Source organism: Paenibacillus sp. FSL R7-0216 (assembly GCF_037969915.1).
GTDB classification, from domain to species: domain Bacteria; phylum Bacillota; class Bacilli; order Paenibacillales; family Paenibacillaceae; genus Fontibacillus; species Fontibacillus rhizolycopersici.
Genome location: NZ_CP150222.1, coordinates 2,301,923 through 2,324,114 on the forward strand (window position 1 = coordinate 2,301,923; position 22,192 = coordinate 2,324,114).

The window sequence follows — 22,192 nt, forward strand, 5'->3', positions numbered from 1 at the left end:
TAAAGGAGTTTTGGGTTTGAACAAAACGCGATTTGAGCGCGGCTCCGTAGGCCATATCCGGCTTCACGTCCTGCCGACCAACCGATTCAAAACATTTGCCATTTCCCTCTACGCGGGATTGCCGCTGCAAGAGCAAACGGTAACCGCTACCGCCCTCACTCCGTTCGTGCTGCGCCGAGGTACGGAATCCTACCCGGAAACCACGCAGTTCCGCGAGCAGCTCGAGCATATGTATGGGGCGGGCTTCGGCTTTGATGTATATAAACGTGGCAACTACCAGATGGTTCAGTTCCGGATGGATACAATCAACGATTCTTTCGTGAAGAGCAACCATTCGCTCCTCGGCCAAAGCTTTGCTTTCCTTGGCGAAGTCGTGACCAAACCAGCCAAGGAAAACGGTGCCTTCCGCTCGACATACGTCAATTCGGAACGGGAGTCGGTCCGCAAGAAGCTGGAAGGGATCATCAACGATAAGATTCGTTACGCCGCTGAACGCTGCACAGAAGAGATGTTTAAGGACGATCCGTACCGTCTTCACCCGCTTGGAGAGCGGAGCCAATTGGACGGAATTACGCCGGAGTCTTTGTACGCCTCCTACCAGAACTGGCTGCAGCAGGCCCACATGGACTTGTATGTGGTTGGCGATACGACATTAGCCGAGGTGGAGGAGTTGGTCTCCAAGCACTTCAGCTTGAGTCGATCGATCTCGCCGGAATATGAGCCGGAGCAGGTCCATATCCGAGGCGGTGAAGTTCGGACGGTCAAGGAAGCTCTTGATGTTAATCAAGGCAAATTAAACTTGGGCCTCCGCACGCCGATCACTTACGGAGATGAGCGATACGCTTCTTTGCTGCTGTATAACGGCATTCTCGGTAGCTACCCGCATTCCAAACTGTTTATCAATGTCCGTGAAAAAGAGAGCTTGGCCTATTACGCAGCCTCGCGTTACGACGGGCATAAAGGCATCGTTGCCATTCAATCGGGGATTGAAATCGCCAACTATGAAAAGGCGCTTCGCATTATCGAAGCCCAGCTGGCGAGCATGCGCGCTGGAGAAATCAGCGAGCTGGAAATGTCCCAGACCAAGGCGATGATCCGCAACAGCTTACTGGAGATGCAGGATTCCGCTTTTGAAATGATCGCCTACGATTTCAACCGCGTCTTGTCCGGCAAAGACCGTCCGGCGGAGGAACTGCTCCGTCAAGTGGAACAGGTGCAGCCGAAGGATGTTGTGGCGGCCGCGGAAACCGTCCAGCTCGATACGATATACTTTTTGACAGGCCAGAAGGAGGGGTAGGCGGATGGAAACGATACGTTACGACGCTTTGCAGGAAACGCTGTATCGCGAAACGATGGAGAACGGACTGCAGGTCTACGTGCTTCCCAAACCGGGCTTCCAGAAAACATACGCCACGTTCTCGACCAAATACGGATCGATCGATAATCATTTCCGGGTAGAAGGGCAGGAGGACATCGCGGTTCCAGATGGCATCGCGCATTTTCTGGAGCATAAGATGTTCGAGGAGCCGGAAGGGGACATTTTTGCCACTTTTGCTTCTCAAGGCGCTTCCGCTAATGCCTTTACCAGCTTCGACCAAACGGTATATCTGTTCTCCGCGACGGAGAACATTCCGGCTAACCTGGAAACGCTGGTCAATTTCGTGCAGCACCCTTACTTTACCGACCAGAACGTCGAGAAGGAAAAAGGGATAATCGGTCAGGAGATCGGCATGTATCGGGATAACCCGGATTGGCGGGTGTATTTCGGCTTGATCGAGGCGATGTACAAGGTGCACCCCGTTCATATCGATATTGCCGGCACGGTGGAATCGATTGGAACGATCACCAAGGAGACGCTGTATACGTGCTACAATGCCTTTTATCACCCTAGCAATATGCTGCTGTTCGTCGTTGGGGGGGTCGATCCCGAAGAAGTGTTTAAGCTGGTCCGGGACAATCAGGCGAAGAAAGAATATAAGCCGCAGGGAACGATTGATCGTCTATTTGAGGCAGAGCCGCAGGGAGTGTCCGAGAAACGGCGGGAATCCCGCTTGCCGGTGTCACAGCCGAAATGCTTGTTCGGTTTTAAGGAGACGCGGCTTGGCTTGACCGGCGAGGAGTTGCTGCGCCGAGACCTCGCCACGAAGCTGGCGCTCGATCTGTTGTTTGGGGCCAGTACGAAGCTGTATCAAAAGCTGTATGACATGGATCTGATCTCCGACAGCTTTGGCCATGAATACAACAGCAATCCCAATTACGCTTTCTCAGCGATCGGTGGAGACACCAAGGATCCGGACCGGATGTTGGCCGTGATTAAAGAAGAGACCGAAGCCCTGCTGGCTTCCGGATTCCATCAAGAAGATTTCGAACGGGCGCGCAAGAAGAAAATCGGCGGTTATTTACGCATGTTGAATTCGCCGGAGAACATCGCTCACGAGTTCACCCGTTACAACTTCCGGGGCGGCGACCTCTTCGCGGTACTGCCGCTTTACGAATCGCTTACTCTGGAAGACATCAATGCACGGTTGCGCGAGCATATCGATTGGGAACAGCTGGCCGTATCGATCGTGGTGAGTCCGTAAATGGCGGTTGATCATGGGTTAGGAAAGAATATCGCGGACATGACCGTACTGATCACCGGGGCAAGCCGAGGGATCGGCGCCGAGGTGGCGCTGCGGTTTGCTTCGGTCGGCATGAACGTGGTCATTCACTATATGAACTCGCACGAGGCGGCGAATGAAGTGGCTCGCAAATGCCTAGAGCTTGGAGCCAAGGCTTATACAGTCGCTGCTGATTTGCGGAGCAAGGAGCAAATTTTGCGGATGAAGGAAAGGCTCGAGAATTACGGGCTGTATCCCGACATTTTGGTTAACAATGCGGGGATCTCGCATTACGCGCTGCTGTCCGATGTAACTGAAGAGGAATGGGACGACGTGATGAACGTCAATTTAAAAAGCGTGTTTCTGTGCAGCCAGATGTTCATGCCGCATATGATCAGTCAGCGCTTTGGGCGGATAATCAACGTGTCCTCGGTTTGGGGAATATCAGGAGGCTCCTGCGAAGCGGTGTACTCAGCGGCAAAGGGCGGAGTTAATTCATTCACCAAAGCGTTAGCCAAAGAACTGGCCCCCTCCGGCGTCACCGTGAATGCGGTGGCTCCGGGCGCGGTCAAGACGGAGATGATGGAACGCTTTGACGAGGAAGAACTCCGCCAGCTGGAGGAGGATATCCCGGCGGGACGGCTAGGTTCGCCGCAGGAGGTTTCGTCACTTGTTTATTTTTTGGCATTACCGGAATCGGGTTATATCACGGGACAGATCATTAGCCCGAATGGCGGCTGGATTACCTGATCGCCCCTTGATTCGCAGGTTTTGCTATCCGCATTATTCCGCGGCTCGCGTATAAAACCCACGGGTTTTTCGCATATTACGACTGTTGATTTTAAATCGCCAAGCGAAGGAGGATTTAATCATGTCAACGGTACTCAAAAATTTTGATACATGGAAGAAATTCCTGGGTGAACGCGTCGAGCATGCGGAAAAAGCCGGTTTCAGCGAAGAGGCGATCGCCAACCTTGCTTATGAAATCGGTGGTTTTCTGGACGACAAAGTCGATCCGCAAAACGAATCCAACCGTGCCCTCAAAGAAATTTGGGATGTCGGTAGTGAAGAAGAGCGGAAAACCATCGCCCGTTTGATGGTGAAGTTGGCCAAGAAAAACGCATAGTTTGGCACTTGAAAAGCTCCCGTTCCGGGAGCTTTTCCCCCATTTTTCCCACCCGCTTGCCTTTCATTTTCATTTTATATATCATAAAACACATATGAACATGTAATATCAATATTGGTAAGAAATGTTTTGCAAATTGTTTTTGCAAAACAGCAGGAATTAAGACCTATTTTGTCGAATGATGCATGAGGATATGGAGAAGGTGTCTGGGATGGTAGAGAAACAATGGTATCTGGAATACAAAATACATAAGAATCGTCCGGGACTTTTGGGGGATATCGCTTCCATGTTAGGGATGCTGGAGATCAATATTTTGACGATCAACGGCGTTGAAGGTAAGACTCGAGGACTACTTCTGGAAACGGACGATGACGGCAAAATCGATCAAGTCAGCCAGTTGTTGAACAAGGTGGACAGCATTACGGTGACCGCTTTACGCAATCCACGGCTTGTCGACTTGTTGGCCGTGCGCCATGGCCGATACATCGACCGGGATTCCGATGACCGTAAGACGTTTCGGTTTACTCGGGATGAACTAGGGATTTTGGTTGATTTTCTCGGAGAGGTGTTTAAGCGGGAAGGACATCAGGTGATTGGACTCCGAGGCATGCCTCGCGTTGGCAAGACGGAATCGATTATTGCCGGCAGCGTCTGCGCCATGAAGCGATGGACGTTTGTATCTTCAACGCTCTTGCGGCAAACGGTACGCAGCCAATTGTCTGAGAACGAAATGGATCCCCACAATGTATTTATTATAGACGGTATCATCAGTACGTTACGTTCCAATGAAAAGCATCATCAGCTCTTACAGGAGTTGATGTCCATGCCTTCGACCAAAGTCATAGAGCATCCGGATGTATTTGTTAAAGAGTCTGAATACAGTTATGACAATTTTGACATTATTATAGAATTGCGTAACAATCCGGAGGAGCAAATCGTTTACGATACGTTCACGACAATTTATACGGACGATCTGTAAGGGTTTGCCGCATAATTAATCATAGCATAGCAGGAGGTGATGGTCGTGTCGGAATTGGGCCAGCAGTTAAGGGAAGCCCGCCTTGCCAGAGGTTTGTCGCTGGATGATGTACAGGAAATGACGAAGATTCGCAAACGATATTTGGAAGCCATCGAAATGGGTGATTATAAGGTTCTGCCTGGAAGCTTCTATGTTCGGGCTTTTATTAAAACGTATGCGGAAACCGTTGGCTTGGATGCGGACGAACTGCTTGCCGAACATCGGCAAAATGTGCCTTCTTCAGCTCCGGAACCCACGATGGAACCGGTCATTCAAAAACGACGCAGCCGGCAGCACAACGATCGCAACTCGAAATGGTTGTCCACCACGCTGATGTGGTCGTTTGCCGTGCTGATTTTAATTGTTATTTATATGTATTTCTCGGTCTGGGGCAACAACAAGGATGAAGCCGAGGGGAATAAGGAGCCGGATCCTACGCCGGTGACTCAAGGGAAAACGCCAACAAATGGGAATCAAAATGGCACGAATGCGGGGAACGGAACGGCCGGCGATGCCGTGGGCGGAAACAAGGGCGCCGGAAACGGGACGGATACTGTAACGGATCCGGGGACGAACAACGGCACCAATGCAGGTAATATGGGGAATGGGGGCAATGAAACCCCGGGTAATGAACCCGGCAATCAAATTACCGTCGTCCCGGATGGAACAGAAGGCAGCACAACGAAATACAAGATTCAAAATCCCGGAACCCAGCCGGTACAGGTCGTTATAACGGCAAGCGGCGAAAGCTGGGTAGAAGTTCGCAAAGGAAGCAAAAGCGGGGAAAAGCTGTATTTCGGAAAAACCAAAGACGGCGACGTGCTGACGTATGACGTTGTACCGGAAGGTTTGTACATTTTGTCGGGGAATTCGGCTAAGACCGCGATTGCGGTAGCGGAACAACCGATCGAGGACGGCAAGACGACATCCCGATTCTTCCTCAGTTTGGATGATGGGACTGGCGGCAGTACCGCAGGTAATACGGGGACCGAAACCGACGGTACCGTTACCAACAACGAAACAACGACAGGGAGCGAATAAGCGAAGGCGGGAACCCGGCCAACTGCTTGTTCGAGAACGAAGAGCGCGGTTGAGACCGGTCCGGTCTAACGGCGCTTTTTTGGCTGTCAGGAGACCGCAATGACAGGGATACTCGACTTTGCGAATTTTTTTACATATAATTTAATTATGAAAAGATTGGAAACCGAGAAAGGAATGTGACTTATGGCTTCGGAAAATTCTTTCGACATCGTTTCAAAAATGGACATGCAGGAATTGACCAACGCGATCGATCAAACCGAACGGGAAATCGCAAACCGGTTTGATTTTAAAGGGAGTAAAAGCGAGCTTAAGCTGGAGAAGGACGTGCTGGTGATCGTTTCCGACGATGATTATAAGCTGGGCGCCGTCATCGACATCCTGCAATCGAAAATGATCAAGCGAGGCTTGCCGATCAAGAATCTGGATTATGGCAAGATTGAACCGGCTTCGCTCGGCACGGTACGGCAGCGGATTAACCTGAAGCAGGGGATCGACCAGGAGAATGCCAAGAAAATCAACATCTTGATCCGCGACTCCAAGCTGAAGGTCAAAAGCCAGATCCAAGGCGACCAAATTCGCGTTACCGGCAAAAGCAGAGATGATTTGCAGGAGATCATGCAGATGTTACGCAAAGCCGATTTGACGGTGGATTTGCAGTTCACCAACTTTAAATAGAGCGTAAAGTGCACAACCTCTTAAAGGTCTCTTGCGGCGCCGGTTTTGAGCTGCGGAGGCCATTTTCATATTTTTGACAGCATCGGTACTGGAATATTATACTTGTAGAGGTTGTTCAATCGTTCGTATGACGGGAACTCTGGCTTTTAGGCGATGGGGGAAATGGTTCATGACAGAAAAGGTAAAAATCGTGACGCTCGGCTGCGAGAAAAATCTGGTTGACTCGGAAATTATGTCGGGCCTGATTGATCAGCGTGGCTACTCTTTGGTGGATAATCGCGAAGACGCAACCGTAATAATCGTCAACACCTGCGGGTTTATCGATGCAGCCAAAGAAGAGTCGGTCAACACGATTCTTGAGCTCGCCGATCTAAAGGAAAGCGGGCGGCTGAAGGCGCTGATCGTTTCCGGATGTTTGACGCAGCGATATAAGCAAACATTAATGGATGAAATGCCGGAGATCGACGGAATCGTCGGTACGGGGGATTTTCACCACATCAACCGGATCGTCGACGAGGCGCTTAAGGGCAAGAAGCCGGCGCTGGTTGGCAATCCTGTCTTTAATTATGAACAGGCGCTGCCACGCAAACTGACCACGGCCCGGTATACGACTTACGTGAAAATTGCCGAAGGCTGTGACAACAATTGTACGTTCTGCAGCATTCCGATCATGCGCGGGAAGTTCCGCAGTCGCTCAATGGAATCCGTCCTTGAGGAAGTGCGAAGCATGGCCGCCCAAGGCGTGAAGGAAATCAGCCTTATCGCGCAGGACTCGACCAATTACGGTACCGATTTATATGGGGAGTTTAAACTGGCTGAGCTGATGGACCGGGTAACCCAGGTGGAGGGGATTGAGTGGGTGCGTCTGCATTACGCTTACCCCGGCTTTTTTACGGACGAGCTGATCGAGATGATGGCGACGAATCCGAAAATTTGCAAATATGTAGATATGCCGTTGCAACACAGCGAAGACGCAATTCTGAAGCGTATGCGCCGCCCTGGACGGAACCGTGATATCCGTGAGCTAGTTGCCAAGATTCGTGCACGGATTCCTAATGTTTCGCTGCGCACTTCCTTGATCGTCGGGTTCCCCGGGGAAACCGAGGAGGATTTCGAGCGGTTATGTGAGTTTGTGCGCGAGGTGAAGTTCGATCGGCTTGGCGTTTTTACCTATTCCAAGGAAGAGGATACGCCGGCGTCGCGTTTACCGGACCAAGTTGACGAGGCTGTGAAGGAGTGGCGAGCCAACACGTTGATGGAGATTCAGCGAGAGGTTGCTAATGCGAACAGCGGCAAGTTTGTCGGCGAGGTGCTGGACGTCTTGATCGAGCGTTACGACGGCCGCAGCGACGTTTACGTGGGCCGCTCGCAATACGATGCTCCTGAAATTGACGGCGAGGTATTCGTTACGAATTGCCCCGTCGGGCTCGGGGAACTGACCAAGGTGCGGATTACGCATGCTTTTGACTATGATCTATCCGGGGAGGCCGTCCTGTGAATTTGCCCAACCGTATCACATTAACCCGTATTTTTATGATTCCGGTGATGCTGGTCTTCTTGCTGGTCGACGCCGGGTGGCTGTCCCATGAGATTACGCTCGGCGTTTACTCGCTGCCGGTCCATCAGTTGATCGCAGCGGTTCTGTTTATCGTTGCGGCCAGTACGGATGGGATCGACGGCTACATCGCCCGCAAATATAATCTGGTCACCAATCTAGGCAAGCTGCTTGATCCTCTAGCCGATAAGCTGCTTGTTGGCACCGTGCTGATCGGTCTTGTGGCGATGGGCAAATGTGACGCCTGGATCGCGGTCGTCATCATCAGCCGTGAATTCGCCGTAACCGGCCTGCGTGAAGTCGCACTGTTGGAGGGCTCCGTGATCGCAGCCAGCAAGTGGGGGAAGGCGAAGACCATTACGCAAATCATCGCGATTTCCGCGTTGTTGCTGAACAACTTTCCATTCGAATGGCTTTCGTTCCCGCTCGACGATGTTGCGATGTGGTTGGCGGCCGTCATCACACTGTATTCGGGCATCGATTATTTCGTAAAAAATAAGAGCGTGCTTTCTTTTTCCAAAGCATAAACTGATGTTGGCGTTCGGTCGGCCGGAAAGGTGAAGGAGGCATGCGAAGGTGAGAGCGGAAATTATCGCGGTCGGGACGGAACTGTTGCTCGGCCAAATTGTAAATACCAATGCGCAGTATCTGTCGCAAGAACTTGCGGCGTTGGGGATGGACGTTTATTTTCAGACCGTGGTTGGAGATAACATGAAACGGCTGGCGGAGGCGGTGAGAACGGCCTCGGGGAGGGCCGATGTGTTGATCTTTACCGGCGGGATCGGTCCGACGCAGGACGATTTGACTAAAGAAGCACTGGCCGAGCTGTTGGGACGGACCCTCTATATCGATTCGGAAGCGATGGCGAACGTTGAGCGATTCTTCCAAGGCCGCGGAGTCCCGATGACAGAGAACAACCGTCGCCAGGCGCTGGCTATTGAAGGAGGCACACCGCTTCCGAATGAAACGGGATTAGCTGTGGGCAATGCGCTTTCTGTAGACGGAAAGTTTTATATCGTGTTACCTGGACCGCCGAAGGAAATGAAGCCAATGTTCGAGCGACAGGCGAAGCCTTGGATTCTGGAGCATGTGCTGACCGGCGAGATGCCGATTTATTCGCGGATGCTGAAATTCGCCGGGATTGGAGAATCGGCGCTGGAGACGCATTTGCTCGACCTCATCCAGGCTCAAAGTGATCCGACGGTTGCGCCGTATGCGAAGGAGGGCGAAGTGACCATTCGCGTATCCACCAAAGCGGCAAGCGAGTCGGATGCGACGGTAAAGCTAGATGCGATGGAGCGGGAGATTGCCTCGCGGCTGCCGGAGCATCTGTACGCTAACGTGGATGAGCCGATCGAGAAGACGATTCTCGATTTGATGGCTACTCGCGGATTAACGCTAAGTGCTGCCGAAAGCTGCACCGGCGGACTACTTATGGAAATGTTCACAGCGCTGCCGGGCAGCTCGGCTGTGTTCTCCGGCGGAATCGTGTGCTACTCCAATGAGATGAAGGAGAAGCTGCTGAACGTGCCGCATGACCTGCTGGAGGGCGACGGCGCCCCAGGCGCGGTCAGTGCGGAAACCGCCAAGGTATTGGCGGAACAGGTACGCCTCACCGTAGGCACCGACCTTGGTCTGTCGATCACCGGCGTGGCGGGTCCGGCCCATTCCGAGCGCAAGCCTGTCGGTTTGGTGTACATTGCGATCTCGCGCCGGGGTGCGGATACCTCAGTCTTTGAATTGAACCTCAAGGGTAACCGCGAGACGATCCGGCTACGTGCCGCAAAGACATTGTTGTATCGGTTGTGGAGAGCGTTGCAGGATAATGACGTCAATAGCGTATCGTCAGCTTCCCTTTGACCTTTATCCCTTTCATTCAGAAGTGAGTGAGGGGCTGGGGACGAAAGGGCTGGGCTGGGAAGCTCTTCGGCAACACGCTAGGCAAGTGAATAAGTAGGTGCTTGCACTATGGAAGATTATGACATATAATCAAGGCACGGAAGAACCGTAGCAAACTGTTTCAGTTGTGCTGCGGTTCTTTTTTTGTTGTTGGAGTAACTATGGGGAGGGGATGAGAGTGAGAACCAAGCAGTGACTAAGGAGGCAATTAAGTAGATAACTAATGAGAGGTAACTAAGCAAGATAAGTAAGTAGGAAGTGCCGGCTGTCGTCAGACTAGGTTGTGGTGCGAGTGGTGGGGGCAAGAATCTGTTCGAAAAATCATATATAATGGTGCCCCCTGAGAACTAATTTGCTTGTTATGTATGAAAAATCGAATATAATCCTGCCCTAGTGGGACAACATCAGCAAATATATATGAAAAATCGAGTATAATCCGTAATTACAGCCAATTTCGACGAATTATATATGAAATTTCATACATATCTAGATGTAACATAACTCTATCGCCGTGGTGAGCGCATTTCCGAAGGGAACGGCGTCTATAGAGCCTTGTAAAGCGTGCCATGCGCCAAAGTCAGCGAATCCTCGGAAGGGGAGAGCGTCTAGCGAGCGCCTCAGTCCCTCCAACGTCAGTCCAGTTTGCGGGATGCCCAAGGGCAGCGGGCCCTCCCTTACGGTAAGGGAGGGTTTGGAAGGGTTGAGTCCAGGTTTGGGAAGGGGGAGATTTTTTTTACGAATGTATGTTCGAAAAAACGCTTGGCAAACATACCAAAACAAGGTACAATGATATACGTGAGAAGTTACAAATGGCCATGAATTATAATGAATTTATGTTATTTAAGTATCCGATGATTTATATCTAATTTAAGGATGTGAGCTGATTGTCAGATCGTAAAGCAGCGCTGGAGATGGCGCTTCGCCAAATAGAAAAGCAATTCGGTAAAGGTTCAATCATGAAACTTGGAGAATCAACGCATATGCAGGTAGAGATCGTCCCGAGCGGATCGATCGCCTTGGATATCGCCCTGGGTACCGGAGGACTTCCTCGCGGACGGATTATCGAAGTCTATGGGCCGGAATCTTCCGGTAAAACGACGGTAGCGCTGCACGCGATCGCTGAAGTTCAGAAGATCGGTGGACAAGCTGCCTTCATCGACGCCGAGCATGCATTGGACCCGTCTTATGCCAGCAAGCTGGGCGTGAACATCGACGAACTTCTGCTGTCCCAACCGGATACGGGGGAACAAGCGTTGGAGATCGCCGAAGCGCTCGTGCGCAGCGGCGCGGTCGACGTTATCGTCATCGACTCCGTTGCGGCACTGGTGCCTAAAGCGGAGATCGAAGGCGAAATGGGGGACTCGCACGTTGGTTTGCAAGCCCGCCTTATGTCACAGGCGCTGCGGAAGCTGTCGGGGGCAATCAGCAAGTCGAAGACGATCGCGATCTTTATTAACCAGTTGCGCGAGAAAGTTGGCGTAATGTTCGGCAACCCGGAGACGACGCCAGGCGGACGCGCGCTGAAGTTCTACTCCACGGTACGTTTGGATGTGCGCCGTATTGAAACAATCAAGATGGGCAACGACATGGTGGGGAACCGGACTCGGATCAAAGTCGTGAAGAACAAGGTCGCTCCTCCTTTCAAACAGGCCGAGATCGATATCATGTACGGGGAAGGCATTTCCAAAGAAGGCAGTCTCATCGATATCGGGACGGAGCTGGATATCGTGGACAAGAGCGGTGCCTGGTATTCGTATTCCGGCGAACGCCTTGGACAAGGTCGCGAGAACGCAAAGCAGTTCTTGAAGGAACATCCGGAGATCGCGAATACGATTGAGCAGAAGATCCGCGAGTCCAGTAATTTGACTACGTCGGTAGCTCCGGCTTCGCCCAACGAAGTGGAAGCGGAGCTTGAGGAAGAGCAAGCGCTGCTTGGAGAAGAATAAGCTCGTTAAGCCGTAATGATCAAGCGCTCTGACCGTCGGTAAATCGCCGGGGCAGGGCGCTTTTGCAGTACTTGGGAAATCGATGAATAGCTTAGGCTGAACCGGAGGGATTTGATGTGAGTACGTGGGGACAATCGCGCGGAAAAGCCGCGAGTAGAAGAGGCGGATCTTCCTCCGGCCAACGTAGCGAAGAAGAAATCGTAGATATTTCCGACGAGTCGTTCTGGGAACCGCGGCCGCGAGATGTCAACCGGGATCCGGACGGGGCGGAAACGGAAGACTCCGCCGGTTTGGACGCCTTCCCCGAGGACGTCGAGCTGGTGATTACGTCCGTGATGATGCTGAAGCGGCCGAAGTATCGTTATCGAATCTCATTTGGCGTTTATTCGTTGGAGGTCCATGAGGACGTGATGATCAAATACCGCATGATTAAAGGCGCGGTATTTACCAAAGTAGACCTAGAGGAAATCGTAGCGGCTGACGAGCGCCAGCAGGGATATGCCGACGCTGTGAAGTATCTAAGCTTGAAACCGCGAACGACGTACGAGATCGCGCAACGTCTAGGGGAAAAGGGTTGGAGTGAGGAGACGATTCAGGACGTTCTTGTCCGCCTTCAGTCGGAAGGTTACGTGGATGACGCCGTATACGCTCAGGAATGGGCTTCTCAACGCGTTAAGCTGCGTGGAAAGGGAAAGCTGTGGGTCAAGCATGAACTACGTCAGAAAGGCGTCTCTAAGTCGCATATCGAGGAAGCGCTCGGCGAAGTTAGTGAAGATGACGAGTTTGAGAGCGCTCTTCAGCTAGGATTGAAGAAGTGGCAAGGGACGACGGGAGAACCGCTTGACCGCAAACGCAAAACGGGGGCTTTCCTGCAGCGCCGTGGATTTAGTGGAGGCGTTGTGTCCCGGGTTATGCGCGAACTCGGCAACCGGGAACAAATGCATGGAATGGACGAATGGGACGAAGAATAAGAGGACGGGAGGGAACTCCTGTCATTAGCTTGACAATATCTTTTGTCAAATAATAAAATGAACATGAATCCATATCGTGAGAAGCCCTTTTTTTCCTTCCAAAATTATGGGTCTGCGATAGGATTTATGTTCTCTAATCATGAAGGCAAAGTGCCGCCGCTTGAATAGCGGAAGGGTCATGCATTGCAGCATGAACTGCTGAACTGAATGGGCAAGTCATGAATTTTTTGTATGAATGATGAACCTAGAAACGAAAAGTAACTACAATTGCAAACATCCCAAGGAATGCCTTGGAGGAAACAACGGGGAGGTGAACAGATTGAACGCTGGAATCTGGATCGTTCTCGTTGCAGCCGCTTTATTCTTTGGGTTCGTGATCGGGTATTTTATTCGCAAGTCTCTTGCCGAAGCTAAAATTTCCAGTGCAGAGCATGCGGCCAGTCAAATCTTGGAGAATGCCAAGAAGGACGCAGAAGCACTGAAAAAGGAAACGGTTCTGGAAGCTAAGGACGAAGTCCATAAGCTTAGAGCCGAAGCTGATAAAGACATTCGTGAACGTCGGAATGAAATACAACGACAAGAAAGACGATTGTTGCAAAAAGAAGAGTCGCTGGATAAAAAATTAGAATCGCTTGAACGTAAAGAAGAGCAAGTGGTCAGCAAAGAGAAACGAATCGAAGAAACACAACAGCAAATCGACTTGATTTACAAGAGTCAGGTTCAGGAACTGGAGCGAATTTCCAACCTTACGATGGAAGATGCCCGTTCGATCATTTTGAACAACGTGGAGCAGGAAGTACGCCATGAAACCGCGCAGATGATTAAAGACATTGAACAGCAAGCGAAGGAAGAAGCGGATAAGAAATCCCGCGAGATTATTACGCTGGCGATTCAACGTTGCGCTGCCGATCATGTGGCGGAGACGACGGTTTCTGTCGTAACGCTGCCGAACGAAGAGATGAAGGGACGGATCATCGGCCGGGAAGGCCGGAATATCCGCGCACTCGAAACCTTGACTGGGATCGATCTCATTATCGACGATACACCGGAAGCGGTGATCTTGTCGGGCTTTGACCCAATTCGCCGTGAAATCGCTCGGACCGCCTTGGAGAAATTGGTGGCGGACGGACGGATTCATCCGGCCCGGATCGAAGAAATGGTCGAGAAATCCCGCAGGGAAGTGGACGAACGCATTCGCGAATACGGCGAACAAGCTACGTTCGAAGTGGGCGTGCATGCCCTGCATCCGGATTTGATCAAGATTTTGGGACGACTCAAGTTCCGGACAAGCTACGGTCAGAACGTACTGAAACACTCGATGGAAGTCGCTTATCTGACCGGATTGATGGCTGGAGAGTTGGGCGAAGACATCGCTCTTGCCAAACGGGCAGGTTTGCTGCACGATATCGGTAAAGCGCTTGATCATGAAGTGGAAGGGTCTCATGTCGAAATCGGTGTGGAACTGGCTAAGAAGTATAAGGAACATCCGGTGGTTATTAACAGCATTGCCTCTCATCATGGCGATTGCGAAGCCACCTCTGTCATTGCCATGCTGGTTGGCGCGGCCGATGCTCTGTCGGCGGCAAGACCGGGTGCACGTCGGGAAACACTCGAAACCTACATTCGGCGGTTGGAGAAGCTCGAGGAAATTTCCGAGTCGTTCGAAGGTGTCGAGAAATCGTTTGCCATTCAGGCGGGCCGCGAGGTACGCGTAATGGTGCAGCCGGATAAGATCGACGATGCGGAAGCATTCCGCTTGGCGCGTGACATTACCAAGACGATTGAAAGTGAACTGGATTATCCGGGACATATCAAAGTTACCGTCATCCGCGAGACGCGGGCGGTTGAATACGCCAAGTAAAGGTTATGCTGAAAAGTGGCCCCTCGCGGGCCGCTTTTTCATTGCCTGGACGACCCCAAGTCCATGCGATCTTAGGGTCATTGGTCAGAGGAGGGAACCACCATGAAAGTTCTTTTTATCGGAGACATCGTCGGAAATACGGGGAGGAAAGCACTGAAAGCCACGCTTCCTCATTTAAAATCGAAATATAACCCGCATATCATTATCGCTAACGGGGAGAACGCCGCGGCGGGCCGGGGCATTAACGCCAACATCGCCAAAGAGTTTTTCGACCAAGGCGTACACGGCTTAACGATGGGCAACCACACATGGGACAATAAAGAAATTTTCGATTTCATCGATGACGAGCCGCGCATGGTCCGGCCGGCTAATTATCCGCCAGGCACGCCGGGGCAGGGATTTACCGTGATCAAAGCAGGCGGCAAGGAACTGGCTGTGGTGAATTTGATGGGCCGTACTTTTCTGCCGGCGATCGACGATCCATTCCGGGCTGCTGATGAGATTGTTAGTCAGCTATCCAAGAAGCACAAGTGTATTCTGGTCGATTTCCATGCTGAAGCAACATCAGAAAAAATCGCCATGGGATGGCATCTGGATGGCCGTGCCTCGCTTGTCGTGGGGACGCATACGCATGTGCAAAGCAACGACGATACGATTCTGCCGCAGGGAACAGCTTACTTGACGGACGCCGGCATGGTCGGCTCACGCGAAGGCATTCTAGGCATGGAACGCACGGCGGTGCTGCGCAAGTTCACAACCCAGCTTCCCGTCCGGTTTCAAGTCTGCGAGGGGAAATGGCATTTCCACGCCGTGATCGTCGATATCGATGACTCCACGGGGAAGGCGAAGAAAATTCAAAAAATTCGCTTGCTTGAAGACGAATGGTTGATGGATTAGGAAACCGGAAAACGATTCCACGGCGATGCGGTGAAACGCCAGGAAGTCCCTAGGAACAAGGCCTCCCGAAACTTCTCCTCCGAGAAAAAGAAGGAATATCCCGAATTCTCACGAATATCTTCTAAGTAGTGGAATCCAACGAATATTCCCAGGGAGGTACTAACCATGGAAGTATTAAAGGTTTCAGCAAAATCCAACCCCAACTCCGTTGCCGGCGCGTTGGCTGGCGTACTCAGAGAACGTGGCGCTGCTGAACTTCAGGCCATTGGGGCGGGGGCTCTAAACCAAGCCATCAAAGCCGTAGCGATCGCCCGGGGATTCGTCGCGCCAAGCGGCGTGGACTTGATTTGCATTCCAGCCTTTACCGACATCGTGATCGATGGCGAGGATCGTACCGCTATTAAATTGATCGTAGAACCGAGATAACGTTTTAATAGAGATGATGCCTGTTTACATCCGTAGACAGGCTTTTTTGTCTTTTTCGGCAAACTATACGTAACGAAGGAGGAAGGATCATGACGAGACCGATCATTGATTTTCATTGCGACGCCTTAAGCAAACTGCAGCTAGATCCTAAGCTGGATTTTTCGAAGGATCGCCGCCTCGATGTAAATCTACGCCGTTTGAAAGAGGGCGGGGTGAAGCTGCAAACGTTCGCGATTTTTCTGTCTCAGCGGCTGGGCCCCCCGAAAATGGAACATATCCTAGAACAAATCGATGTCTATCAAGAACGCGTTCAACCTATGGGGGTGCTTCCCGTACAATCTGTGGAGGATCTGGATGCCTTGGAGCGTGGGGAGGCCATCGGAGGGCTGCTGTCGCTGGAAGGGGCGGACGGGCTGGAGGGTAACTTGCATTATGTCCGCGTATGTTATGAGAAAGGCGTTCGCTTTCTCGGACTGACCTGGAATTATGCCAACTGGGCCGCCGACGGGGTCATGGAGCCGCGAAACGGCGGGTTTACGCCAGCCGGTCTGGAGCTGGTCAATCTCTGCCATGAGCTCGGAATCATTCTGGATGTCTCGCATTTGTCGGTCAAAGGATTTTGGGAGCTTCAGGAGCTCGCGGAGTCAGCCGGCAAGCCGTTTATCGCTTCCCATTCCAACGCGTACCAGGTTTGCCCGCATGCCCGGAATCTTCGCGACGATCAGATCCAGGCGATCATCAAGCTGGGCGGTCTAATCGGCGTGACTACCGTACCGTGGTTTGTTAAAGAGGGGCGAAGCGCGTCCAGCAAAGATTTGCTGCCACATATCGAGCGGATTTGTTCGTTAGGGGGATCGTCTAACTTAATGTTCGGGTCCGATTTCGATGGGATTGAATCGCACTTAACCGATTTCCGACATTCGGGACATTACACCGTTTGGCAGGATACTTTGCTCAAATATTATCCGGAAGAGCTTGTCCGCGGATGGTTGTACGACAACGCAGCCGCGTTCCTGCGCGCTTGGTTGCCTTCTCACAAGTAAGCGCTTTAATTCATCCAATTGTGAGAACGAATTGATCGAAAACTACTATATGAAAAAAGGCTAGAAAACGCTTGCTTTTTACCAGGTTGAGACATAAAATTGACATGACTCTGAAACAGAATGTTCACAAACAAGGGGTTAGAATGTGACCTCTTGCACGTTAACATTCAAACTTCATTATTATTCTATTTTTTCCATTGCGATACGATTAAAGGGGTGGGCGATCTTGATTAGTCAATTGTCTTGGAAGATCGGTGGACAGCAGGGCGAGGGCGTTGAAAGTACGGATCGGATTTTTTCGACGGCTTTGAACCGGCTGGGATATTATTTGTACGGGTATCGGCATTTCTCCTCCCGTATTAAAGGCGGTCATACGAATAACAAAATCCGGATCAGTACCAAGCCGATTCGCGCGATTTCCGACGACTTGGACATTTTAGTCGCTTTTGACCAAGAAAGTATCGATTTGAATGCACAGGAGCTGCGTAGCGGCGGGGTGATCGTGGCGGATGCCAAGTTTAACCCGACGGTACCGGAGGGCGTGGATGCTCGTTTGTTCCCGGTGCCGATTACCAGTATTGCCGAAGAACTTGGGACTTCACTGATGAAGAACATGGTAGCTTCCGGTGCATCCTGGGCGTTGCTCGGACTTCCGCTAGAAGTATTCAATAAAGCGGTGGAAGAGGAATTCGGCCGTAAAGGGCCAGCGATTGTTGAGAAGAATATCGAAGCGGTCAAACGGGGAGCGGATTTCGTACTGGAACTCGCAGGAGGTCCTCTGGAGGAATTCAAGCTTGAGCCCGCTGACGGTAAGCAAAAGCTGTTCATGATCGGCAACGATGCGATCGGCTTAGGGGCTGTAGCCGCAGGCTGCCGGATTATGAGTGCTTACCCGATTACACCGGCTTCTGAAATTATGGAATATTTAATTAAGAAATTGCCGAAATTCGGCGGAACGGTCGTACAAACGGAGGATGAAATCGCGGCGATTACGATGGCGATCGGTTCGAGTTATGCAGGTGTCCGTACAATGACGGCATCGGCGGGACCCGGTCTGTCCCTGATGATGGAAGCGATCGGCTTGGCTGGGATGACCGAGACACCGGTTGTTATCGTCGATACGCAGCGTGGCGGTCCAAGTACAGGTTTGCCGACAAAGCAGGAACAGAGCGATATCAATGCACTGATCTATGGCACGCATGGGGAAATTCCGAAGATCGTCATTGCACCAAGCTCGATCGAAGAATGCTTCTATGATACAGTGGAAGCCTTCAATCTGGCTGAAAAATACCAAGTGCCGGTGATCATAGCTACGGATTTGCAATTATCCCTTGGTAAGCAGTCGTGCGAAATGCTGGATTACAGCAAGGTTTCGATTGATCGCGGCTACCTTGTGAAGGATATTCCGGATCGCGACGATTCCAGCATGTTTAACCGTTATGCCTTCACGGAGAATGGCATCTCCCCACGGGTATTGCCAGGTGAGAAGAATGGCATTCACCATGTGACCGGGGTCGAGCATGATGAATCCGGACGTCCGTCGGAAAGTACGGTTAACCGGAAGAAAATGATGGATAAACGTCTACGGAAGATTGCTCAGCTTGAAGTCACTAACCCGGTTCACCTGCAAGCGCCACACGCCGAACCGGATCTGCTCATTATCGGCATGGGTTCAACGGGAGGAACGATTGATCAAGCCCGTGTACACCTGTCCGAAGACGGGGTGAAGACGAACCACATGACCGTGCGACTGATGCATCCGTTCCCAACCGAGCAGGTGTTGCCGCAAATCGCGAAGGCGAAGAAAGTGGTCGTTCTGGAGAACAATGCTACCGGCCAATTGGCGAATTTGATTAAACAAAACATCGGCTACCACGATAAGATCGTGAATGTACTGAAATATAACGGCAATCCGTTCCTTCCTTCGGAAGTCTACGAGGAATGCAAGAAGGCATCCGGGAATAAAGCGCAGGAGGAGTTGGTGAAAAATGGCAACGTTTAAAGAGTTCCGTAACAACGTTAAACCTAACTGGTGTCCGGGCTGCGGCGATTTCTCCATTCAAGCCGCTATCCAACGCGCCGCGGCGAATGTAGGTCTTGAACCAGAGAACCTTGCCGTCATTTCCGGGATTGGTTGCTCCGGTCGGATTTCTGGATATATTAATGCCTACGGCCTGCATGGGATTCATGGCCGCGCACTGCCGATTGCCCAAGGTGTAAAGCTGGCGAACCGCGATCTGACGGTTATCGCCTCCGGCGGCGACGGCGACGGCTTCGCGATCGGGATGGGCCATACGGTGCATGCGATTCGCCGTAACGTCAACATCACTTACATCGTGATGGATAACCAGATTTACGGGTTGACCAAAGGGCAAACCTCCCCGCGCAGCGGCGAAGGTTTCAAGACGAAGAGTACCCCGGAAGGCTCGGTGGAATCGACCTTGTCACCGCTTGAAATCGCCTTGGCGTCCGGCGCCACTTTCGTGGCCCAGTCGTTCTCCAGCGATTTGAAGCAGCTCACGTCGCTGATCGAGCAAGGGATCCAGCACGAAGGCTTCTCCTTGATCAACGTGTTTAGCCCATGCGTTACTTTCAACAAGGTGAACACGTACGACTGGTTCAAAGAGAACATCATCAATCTAGAGACCGTTCCGGATTATGATCCAAGCAACCGGGCGATGGCCATGGCGAAGCTGATGGAGACAAACAGCATGATTACCGGGCTGATCTATCAAAACAAAGCGAAGAAGAGCTACGAGGATCTCGTACACGGCTTCAAGGAAGAGCCGCTGGCATATCAATCGCTGGCGTTGTCCGAAAGCGAGTTTGACAATCTTGTAGCAGAATTTAAATAATGGGGTTAAAGGCGTCCATTTCCGATGGACGCCTTTTCCTTTTTTTCGTCATTAGGTGTATAATGAGTAGCGATGTGAATCGTCATCGATATAGAGAATTTACGAGGAGTGTTTGTAGACATGAGCAAAACTGTACCTGTCGGCGTATCCGCGCGTCATATCCATTTGACGCAGGAGCATATTGAAATTTTGTTTGGACAAGGCTACCAATTAACTGAATTCAAGCCTTTGTCGCAACCGGGGCAATTTGCCGCAAATGAACAAGTGGCTGTCATCGGATCGAAAGGCCAGTTCGACAAAGTCCGCATCTTGGGTCCAGCTCGTCCGGCTTCCCAATTGGAAATTTCCCGCACGGATTCCTTCGCCATCGGCGTCAAAGCACCGGTGCGCGAGTCCGGTAACATTGAAGGCACACCTGGCATCAAGGTCGTAGGACCTACTGGTGAAATCGAACTGGAACAAGGCGTAATCGTTGCAGCGCGCCATATTCACTTCCATACTTCCGATGCGGAGAAATGGGGCATCAAAGACAAGCAGCTCCTGAAGGTTCGCTTGGGCGGCGAACGCGGTTTGGTGCTTGAGAACGTCATCGCCCGCGTGTCCGACAACTTTGCACTTGATATGCACATCGACACGGACGAAGCGAATGCGGCCGGTGCCAAGACAGGCGATACGGCGGAAATCGTCGACTGAACGGATAAGGTGAACGAATAAACAAAGGGCTTGACCTAGGCTACTTAAGCCAGGGTCAAGCCCTTTTTGGCGTGAAGCTTACGCCTCAATGGATACCGCGTGGGCAATACAGGGAATGCTCTCCCCTTGTTGAAAGGAAAGGGGAGATAGCAACGCGCCGGTAGCCACAACAAGGATTCGTTTTAACTCACCACGCTTGACCCGGTTCAGCAAATGCCCGTAAGTGACGACCGCGGAGCAGGCGCAGCCACTGGCACCGGCCTGGACTTGCTGCTTCTCGTAATCATAGATCATCATTCCACAATCCTGATAGGTGGTTTGCTTGATCGGAATGTTGTAGCGGACGAACAAGTCATTGGCGATGGCATAACCAACCTTGGACAAGTCTCCGGTGACGATCAAGTCGTAGTAGGAGGGTTCGATTTGCAGATCGCGAAAATGGGCTTGAATCGTATCGACGGCCGCCGGAGCCATCGCCGCGCCCATATTAAACGGGTCGGTGATCCCCATATCGATAACCTTGCCGATGGTGGCGGATGTGATCGATGGCCCATCTCCTTCGGGAGACACCACCGCGGAACCCGAACCGGTAACCGTGAATTGGGCGGTTGGCGGCTTCTGTGAACCATATTCCGTCGGGTAGCGGAACTGCTTCTCCACACTGCCGTTATGGCTGCATGTCCCGGCCACAACGTATTTCGCACCGCCGGAATTGACGACATAAGCAGCCATTGCCAGCGTCTCCATCGAGGTAGAGCAGGCGCCGAACATGCCGATGTAGGGAATGCTGAGCGTCCGTGCAGCAAAGCTGTTGCTGATGATCTGGTTCATCAGATCACCGCCGAAATAGAACTGGATCTGCTCCTTGGTTAAGCCGGCATGCCTGATCGCCAGTTGAGCCGACTCCTCCAACAGCGTCTTTTCGGCCTTTTCCCAGCTGTCTTGGCCCATATAGAGGTCCGCATGAATTACGTCGAAATCTTCGGCCAGCGGCCCTTGCCCTTCAAAAGGTCCAACGACAGTGGCCGTGCTGATAATTTTTGGCTTGTTTTCGAATACCCAGCTTTGATGGCCCTTCAGCATGTTAGTGCCCTCCTCCGGCATACCCTGGGACAAACACGGCATAAATTAACCCGATGATAAAAGCGGCCACCGTCCCAAATACGATCACGGAGCCCGCTAATTGGAACATCCCTGCACCGACCCCAAGCACCAGTCCTTCAGGGCGATGTTCGATCGCCGTTGAAGCCATCGAGTTCGCAAACCCCGTAACAGGAACGGCTGTACCGGCCCCAGCCCATTGCGCGATTTTATCATAAACCCCCAAGCTCGTGAGTAGGACGGAGACGATCACAAGGATGGCGACCGTCGGATTAGCAGCCGCTTTCTCGCTCATCCCAGCAAAATGGATAAAGGCCTGTCGGATGCATTCTCCAATCAGGCAAATCAATCCGCCGACCAAAAAGGCCCGCAGGCAATTGACGGCCACCGGACGCTTCGGCTCATGAGCATTCGCCAGCCGTTGATATTGCTGTTGCGTCGGGGTCAACTGCTTATTTTTTTTCTTGGCCATGCTCCCCATCCTC

The 22,192-nt window shown here is 51.8% G+C and carries 21 protein-coding genes; 19 read left to right on the top strand and 2 right to left on the bottom strand.

The features are described 5' to 3' along the window. The first annotated feature begins 16 nt into the window (after positions 1-16). From MKZ15_RS10320 to MKZ15_RS10410, 19 genes are all read left to right on the top strand, one after another. Positions 17-1,297, top strand: coding sequence for a pitrilysin family protein (locus tag MKZ15_RS10320; RefSeq protein WP_155608000.1), 1,281 nt, complete (start codon positions 17-19; stop codon positions 1,295-1,297). 4 nt (positions 1,298-1,301) lie between these two features. Beyond that, positions 1,302-2,582 carry a pitrilysin family protein gene (locus MKZ15_RS10325; RefSeq protein ID WP_339821744.1) on the top strand — a complete coding sequence of 427 codons (1,281 nt, stop codon included), beginning with the start codon at positions 1,302-1,304 and terminating at the stop codon, positions 2,580-2,582. Then, positions 2,583-3,350 (top strand): 3-oxoacyl-ACP reductase FabG, encoded by a 768-nt coding sequence (fabG, locus tag MKZ15_RS10330; protein ID WP_213621717.1) that lies wholly within the window; start codon positions 2,583-2,585, stop codon positions 3,348-3,350. 121 nt (positions 3,351-3,471) lie between these two features. Continuing rightward, a complete protein-coding gene (locus MKZ15_RS10335) occupies positions 3,472-3,726 on the top strand; it encodes a DUF3243 domain-containing protein (protein WP_155607997.1) in 255 nt (84 codons plus the stop codon). 211 nt (positions 3,727-3,937) lie between these two features. After that, a complete protein-coding gene (locus MKZ15_RS10340) occupies positions 3,938-4,705 on the top strand; it encodes a DUF3388 domain-containing protein (protein WP_193415246.1) in 768 nt (255 codons plus the stop codon). Positions 4,706-4,750: 45 nt separating this feature from the next. Further along, positions 4,751-5,785, top strand: a complete 1,035-nt coding sequence (locus MKZ15_RS10345; protein WP_339821749.1) for a RodZ family helix-turn-helix domain-containing protein — start codon at positions 4,751-4,753, stop codon at positions 5,783-5,785. 183 nt (positions 5,786-5,968) lie between these two features. After that, positions 5,969-6,460, top strand: coding sequence for a YajQ family cyclic di-GMP-binding protein (locus MKZ15_RS10350; RefSeq protein ID WP_155607994.1), 492 nt, complete (start codon positions 5,969-5,971; stop codon positions 6,458-6,460). 169 nt (positions 6,461-6,629) lie between these two features. Beyond that, positions 6,630-7,958: a 30S ribosomal protein S12 methylthiotransferase RimO gene (gene rimO, locus MKZ15_RS10355; RefSeq protein WP_155607993.1), complete on the top strand. Its 1,329-nt coding sequence runs from the start codon at positions 6,630-6,632 to the stop codon at positions 7,956-7,958. Then, positions 7,955-8,542 (top strand): CDP-diacylglycerol--glycerol-3-phosphate 3-phosphatidyltransferase, encoded by a 588-nt coding sequence (gene pgsA / locus MKZ15_RS10360; RefSeq protein WP_339821753.1) that lies wholly within the window; start codon positions 7,955-7,957, stop codon positions 8,540-8,542. Before rimO ends, pgsA begins: the two co-directional genes overlap by 4 nt. Positions 8,543-8,591: 49 nt before the next feature. Then, entirely contained in the window at positions 8,592-9,875 is a 1,284-nt protein-coding gene (locus MKZ15_RS10365) for a competence/damage-inducible protein A (protein WP_339821755.1), read from the top strand. A gap of 923 nt (positions 9,876-10,798) precedes the next feature. Continuing rightward, on the top strand, positions 10,799-11,860 hold the full coding sequence (recA, locus tag MKZ15_RS10370; RefSeq protein ID WP_155607992.1) for a recombinase RecA: 1,062 nt from the start codon (positions 10,799-10,801) through the stop codon (positions 11,858-11,860). A gap of 116 nt (positions 11,861-11,976) precedes the next feature. Continuing rightward, on the top strand, positions 11,977-12,831 hold the full coding sequence (locus MKZ15_RS10375) for a RecX family transcriptional regulator (RefSeq protein ID WP_213621715.1): 855 nt from the start codon (positions 11,977-11,979) through the stop codon (positions 12,829-12,831). 319 nt (positions 12,832-13,150) lie between these two features. Further along, positions 13,151-14,692, top strand: coding sequence for a ribonuclease Y (rny, locus tag MKZ15_RS10380; RefSeq protein ID WP_155607991.1), 1,542 nt, complete (start codon positions 13,151-13,153; stop codon positions 14,690-14,692). 102 nt (positions 14,693-14,794) lie between these two features. Continuing rightward, positions 14,795-15,589 carry a TIGR00282 family metallophosphoesterase gene (locus tag MKZ15_RS10385; protein WP_155607990.1) on the top strand — a complete coding sequence of 265 codons (795 nt, stop codon included), beginning with the start codon at positions 14,795-14,797 and terminating at the stop codon, positions 15,587-15,589. A 165-nt stretch (positions 15,590-15,754) separates the two neighbouring features. Further along, on the top strand, positions 15,755-16,015 hold the full coding sequence (locus tag MKZ15_RS10390) for a stage V sporulation protein S (RefSeq protein WP_006286829.1): 261 nt from the start codon (positions 15,755-15,757) through the stop codon (positions 16,013-16,015). 89 nt (positions 16,016-16,104) lie between these two features. Continuing rightward, on the top strand, positions 16,105-17,058 hold the full coding sequence (locus MKZ15_RS10395; RefSeq protein ID WP_339821762.1) for a membrane dipeptidase: 954 nt from the start codon (positions 16,105-16,107) through the stop codon (positions 17,056-17,058). A 226-nt stretch (positions 17,059-17,284) separates the two neighbouring features. Next, a complete protein-coding gene (locus MKZ15_RS10400) occupies positions 17,285-19,060 on the top strand; it encodes a 2-oxoacid:acceptor oxidoreductase subunit alpha (RefSeq protein ID WP_155607988.1) in 1,776 nt (591 codons plus the stop codon). After that, a complete protein-coding gene (locus MKZ15_RS10405; RefSeq protein ID WP_155607987.1) occupies positions 19,047-19,913 on the top strand; it encodes a 2-oxoacid:ferredoxin oxidoreductase subunit beta in 867 nt (288 codons plus the stop codon). The genes MKZ15_RS10400 and MKZ15_RS10405 overlap by 14 nt, the downstream gene beginning before the upstream one ends. A gap of 120 nt (positions 19,914-20,033) precedes the next feature. After that, the gene (locus MKZ15_RS10410) at positions 20,034-20,606 is read left to right on the top strand and encodes a phosphate propanoyltransferase (RefSeq protein WP_339821767.1); all 573 of its coding nucleotides are present in this window, start codon (positions 20,034-20,036) and stop codon (positions 20,604-20,606) included. A 78-nt stretch (positions 20,607-20,684) separates the two neighbouring features. Here MKZ15_RS10410 and spoVAD read toward each other — a convergent pair whose 3' ends face one another. Together spoVAD and spoVAC are read right to left on the bottom strand one after the other, a co-directional pair. Then, positions 20,685-21,689 carry a stage V sporulation protein AD gene (gene spoVAD / locus MKZ15_RS10415; RefSeq protein WP_339821770.1) on the bottom strand — a complete coding sequence of 335 codons (1,005 nt, stop codon included), beginning with the start codon at positions 21,687-21,689 and terminating at the stop codon, positions 20,685-20,687. A 1-nt stretch (position 21,690) separates the two neighbouring features. After that, on the bottom strand, positions 21,691-22,179 hold the full coding sequence (spoVAC, locus tag MKZ15_RS10420; protein WP_155607984.1) for a stage V sporulation protein AC: 489 nt from the start codon (positions 22,177-22,179) through the stop codon (positions 21,691-21,693). Positions 22,180-22,192 lie beyond the last annotated feature (13 nt).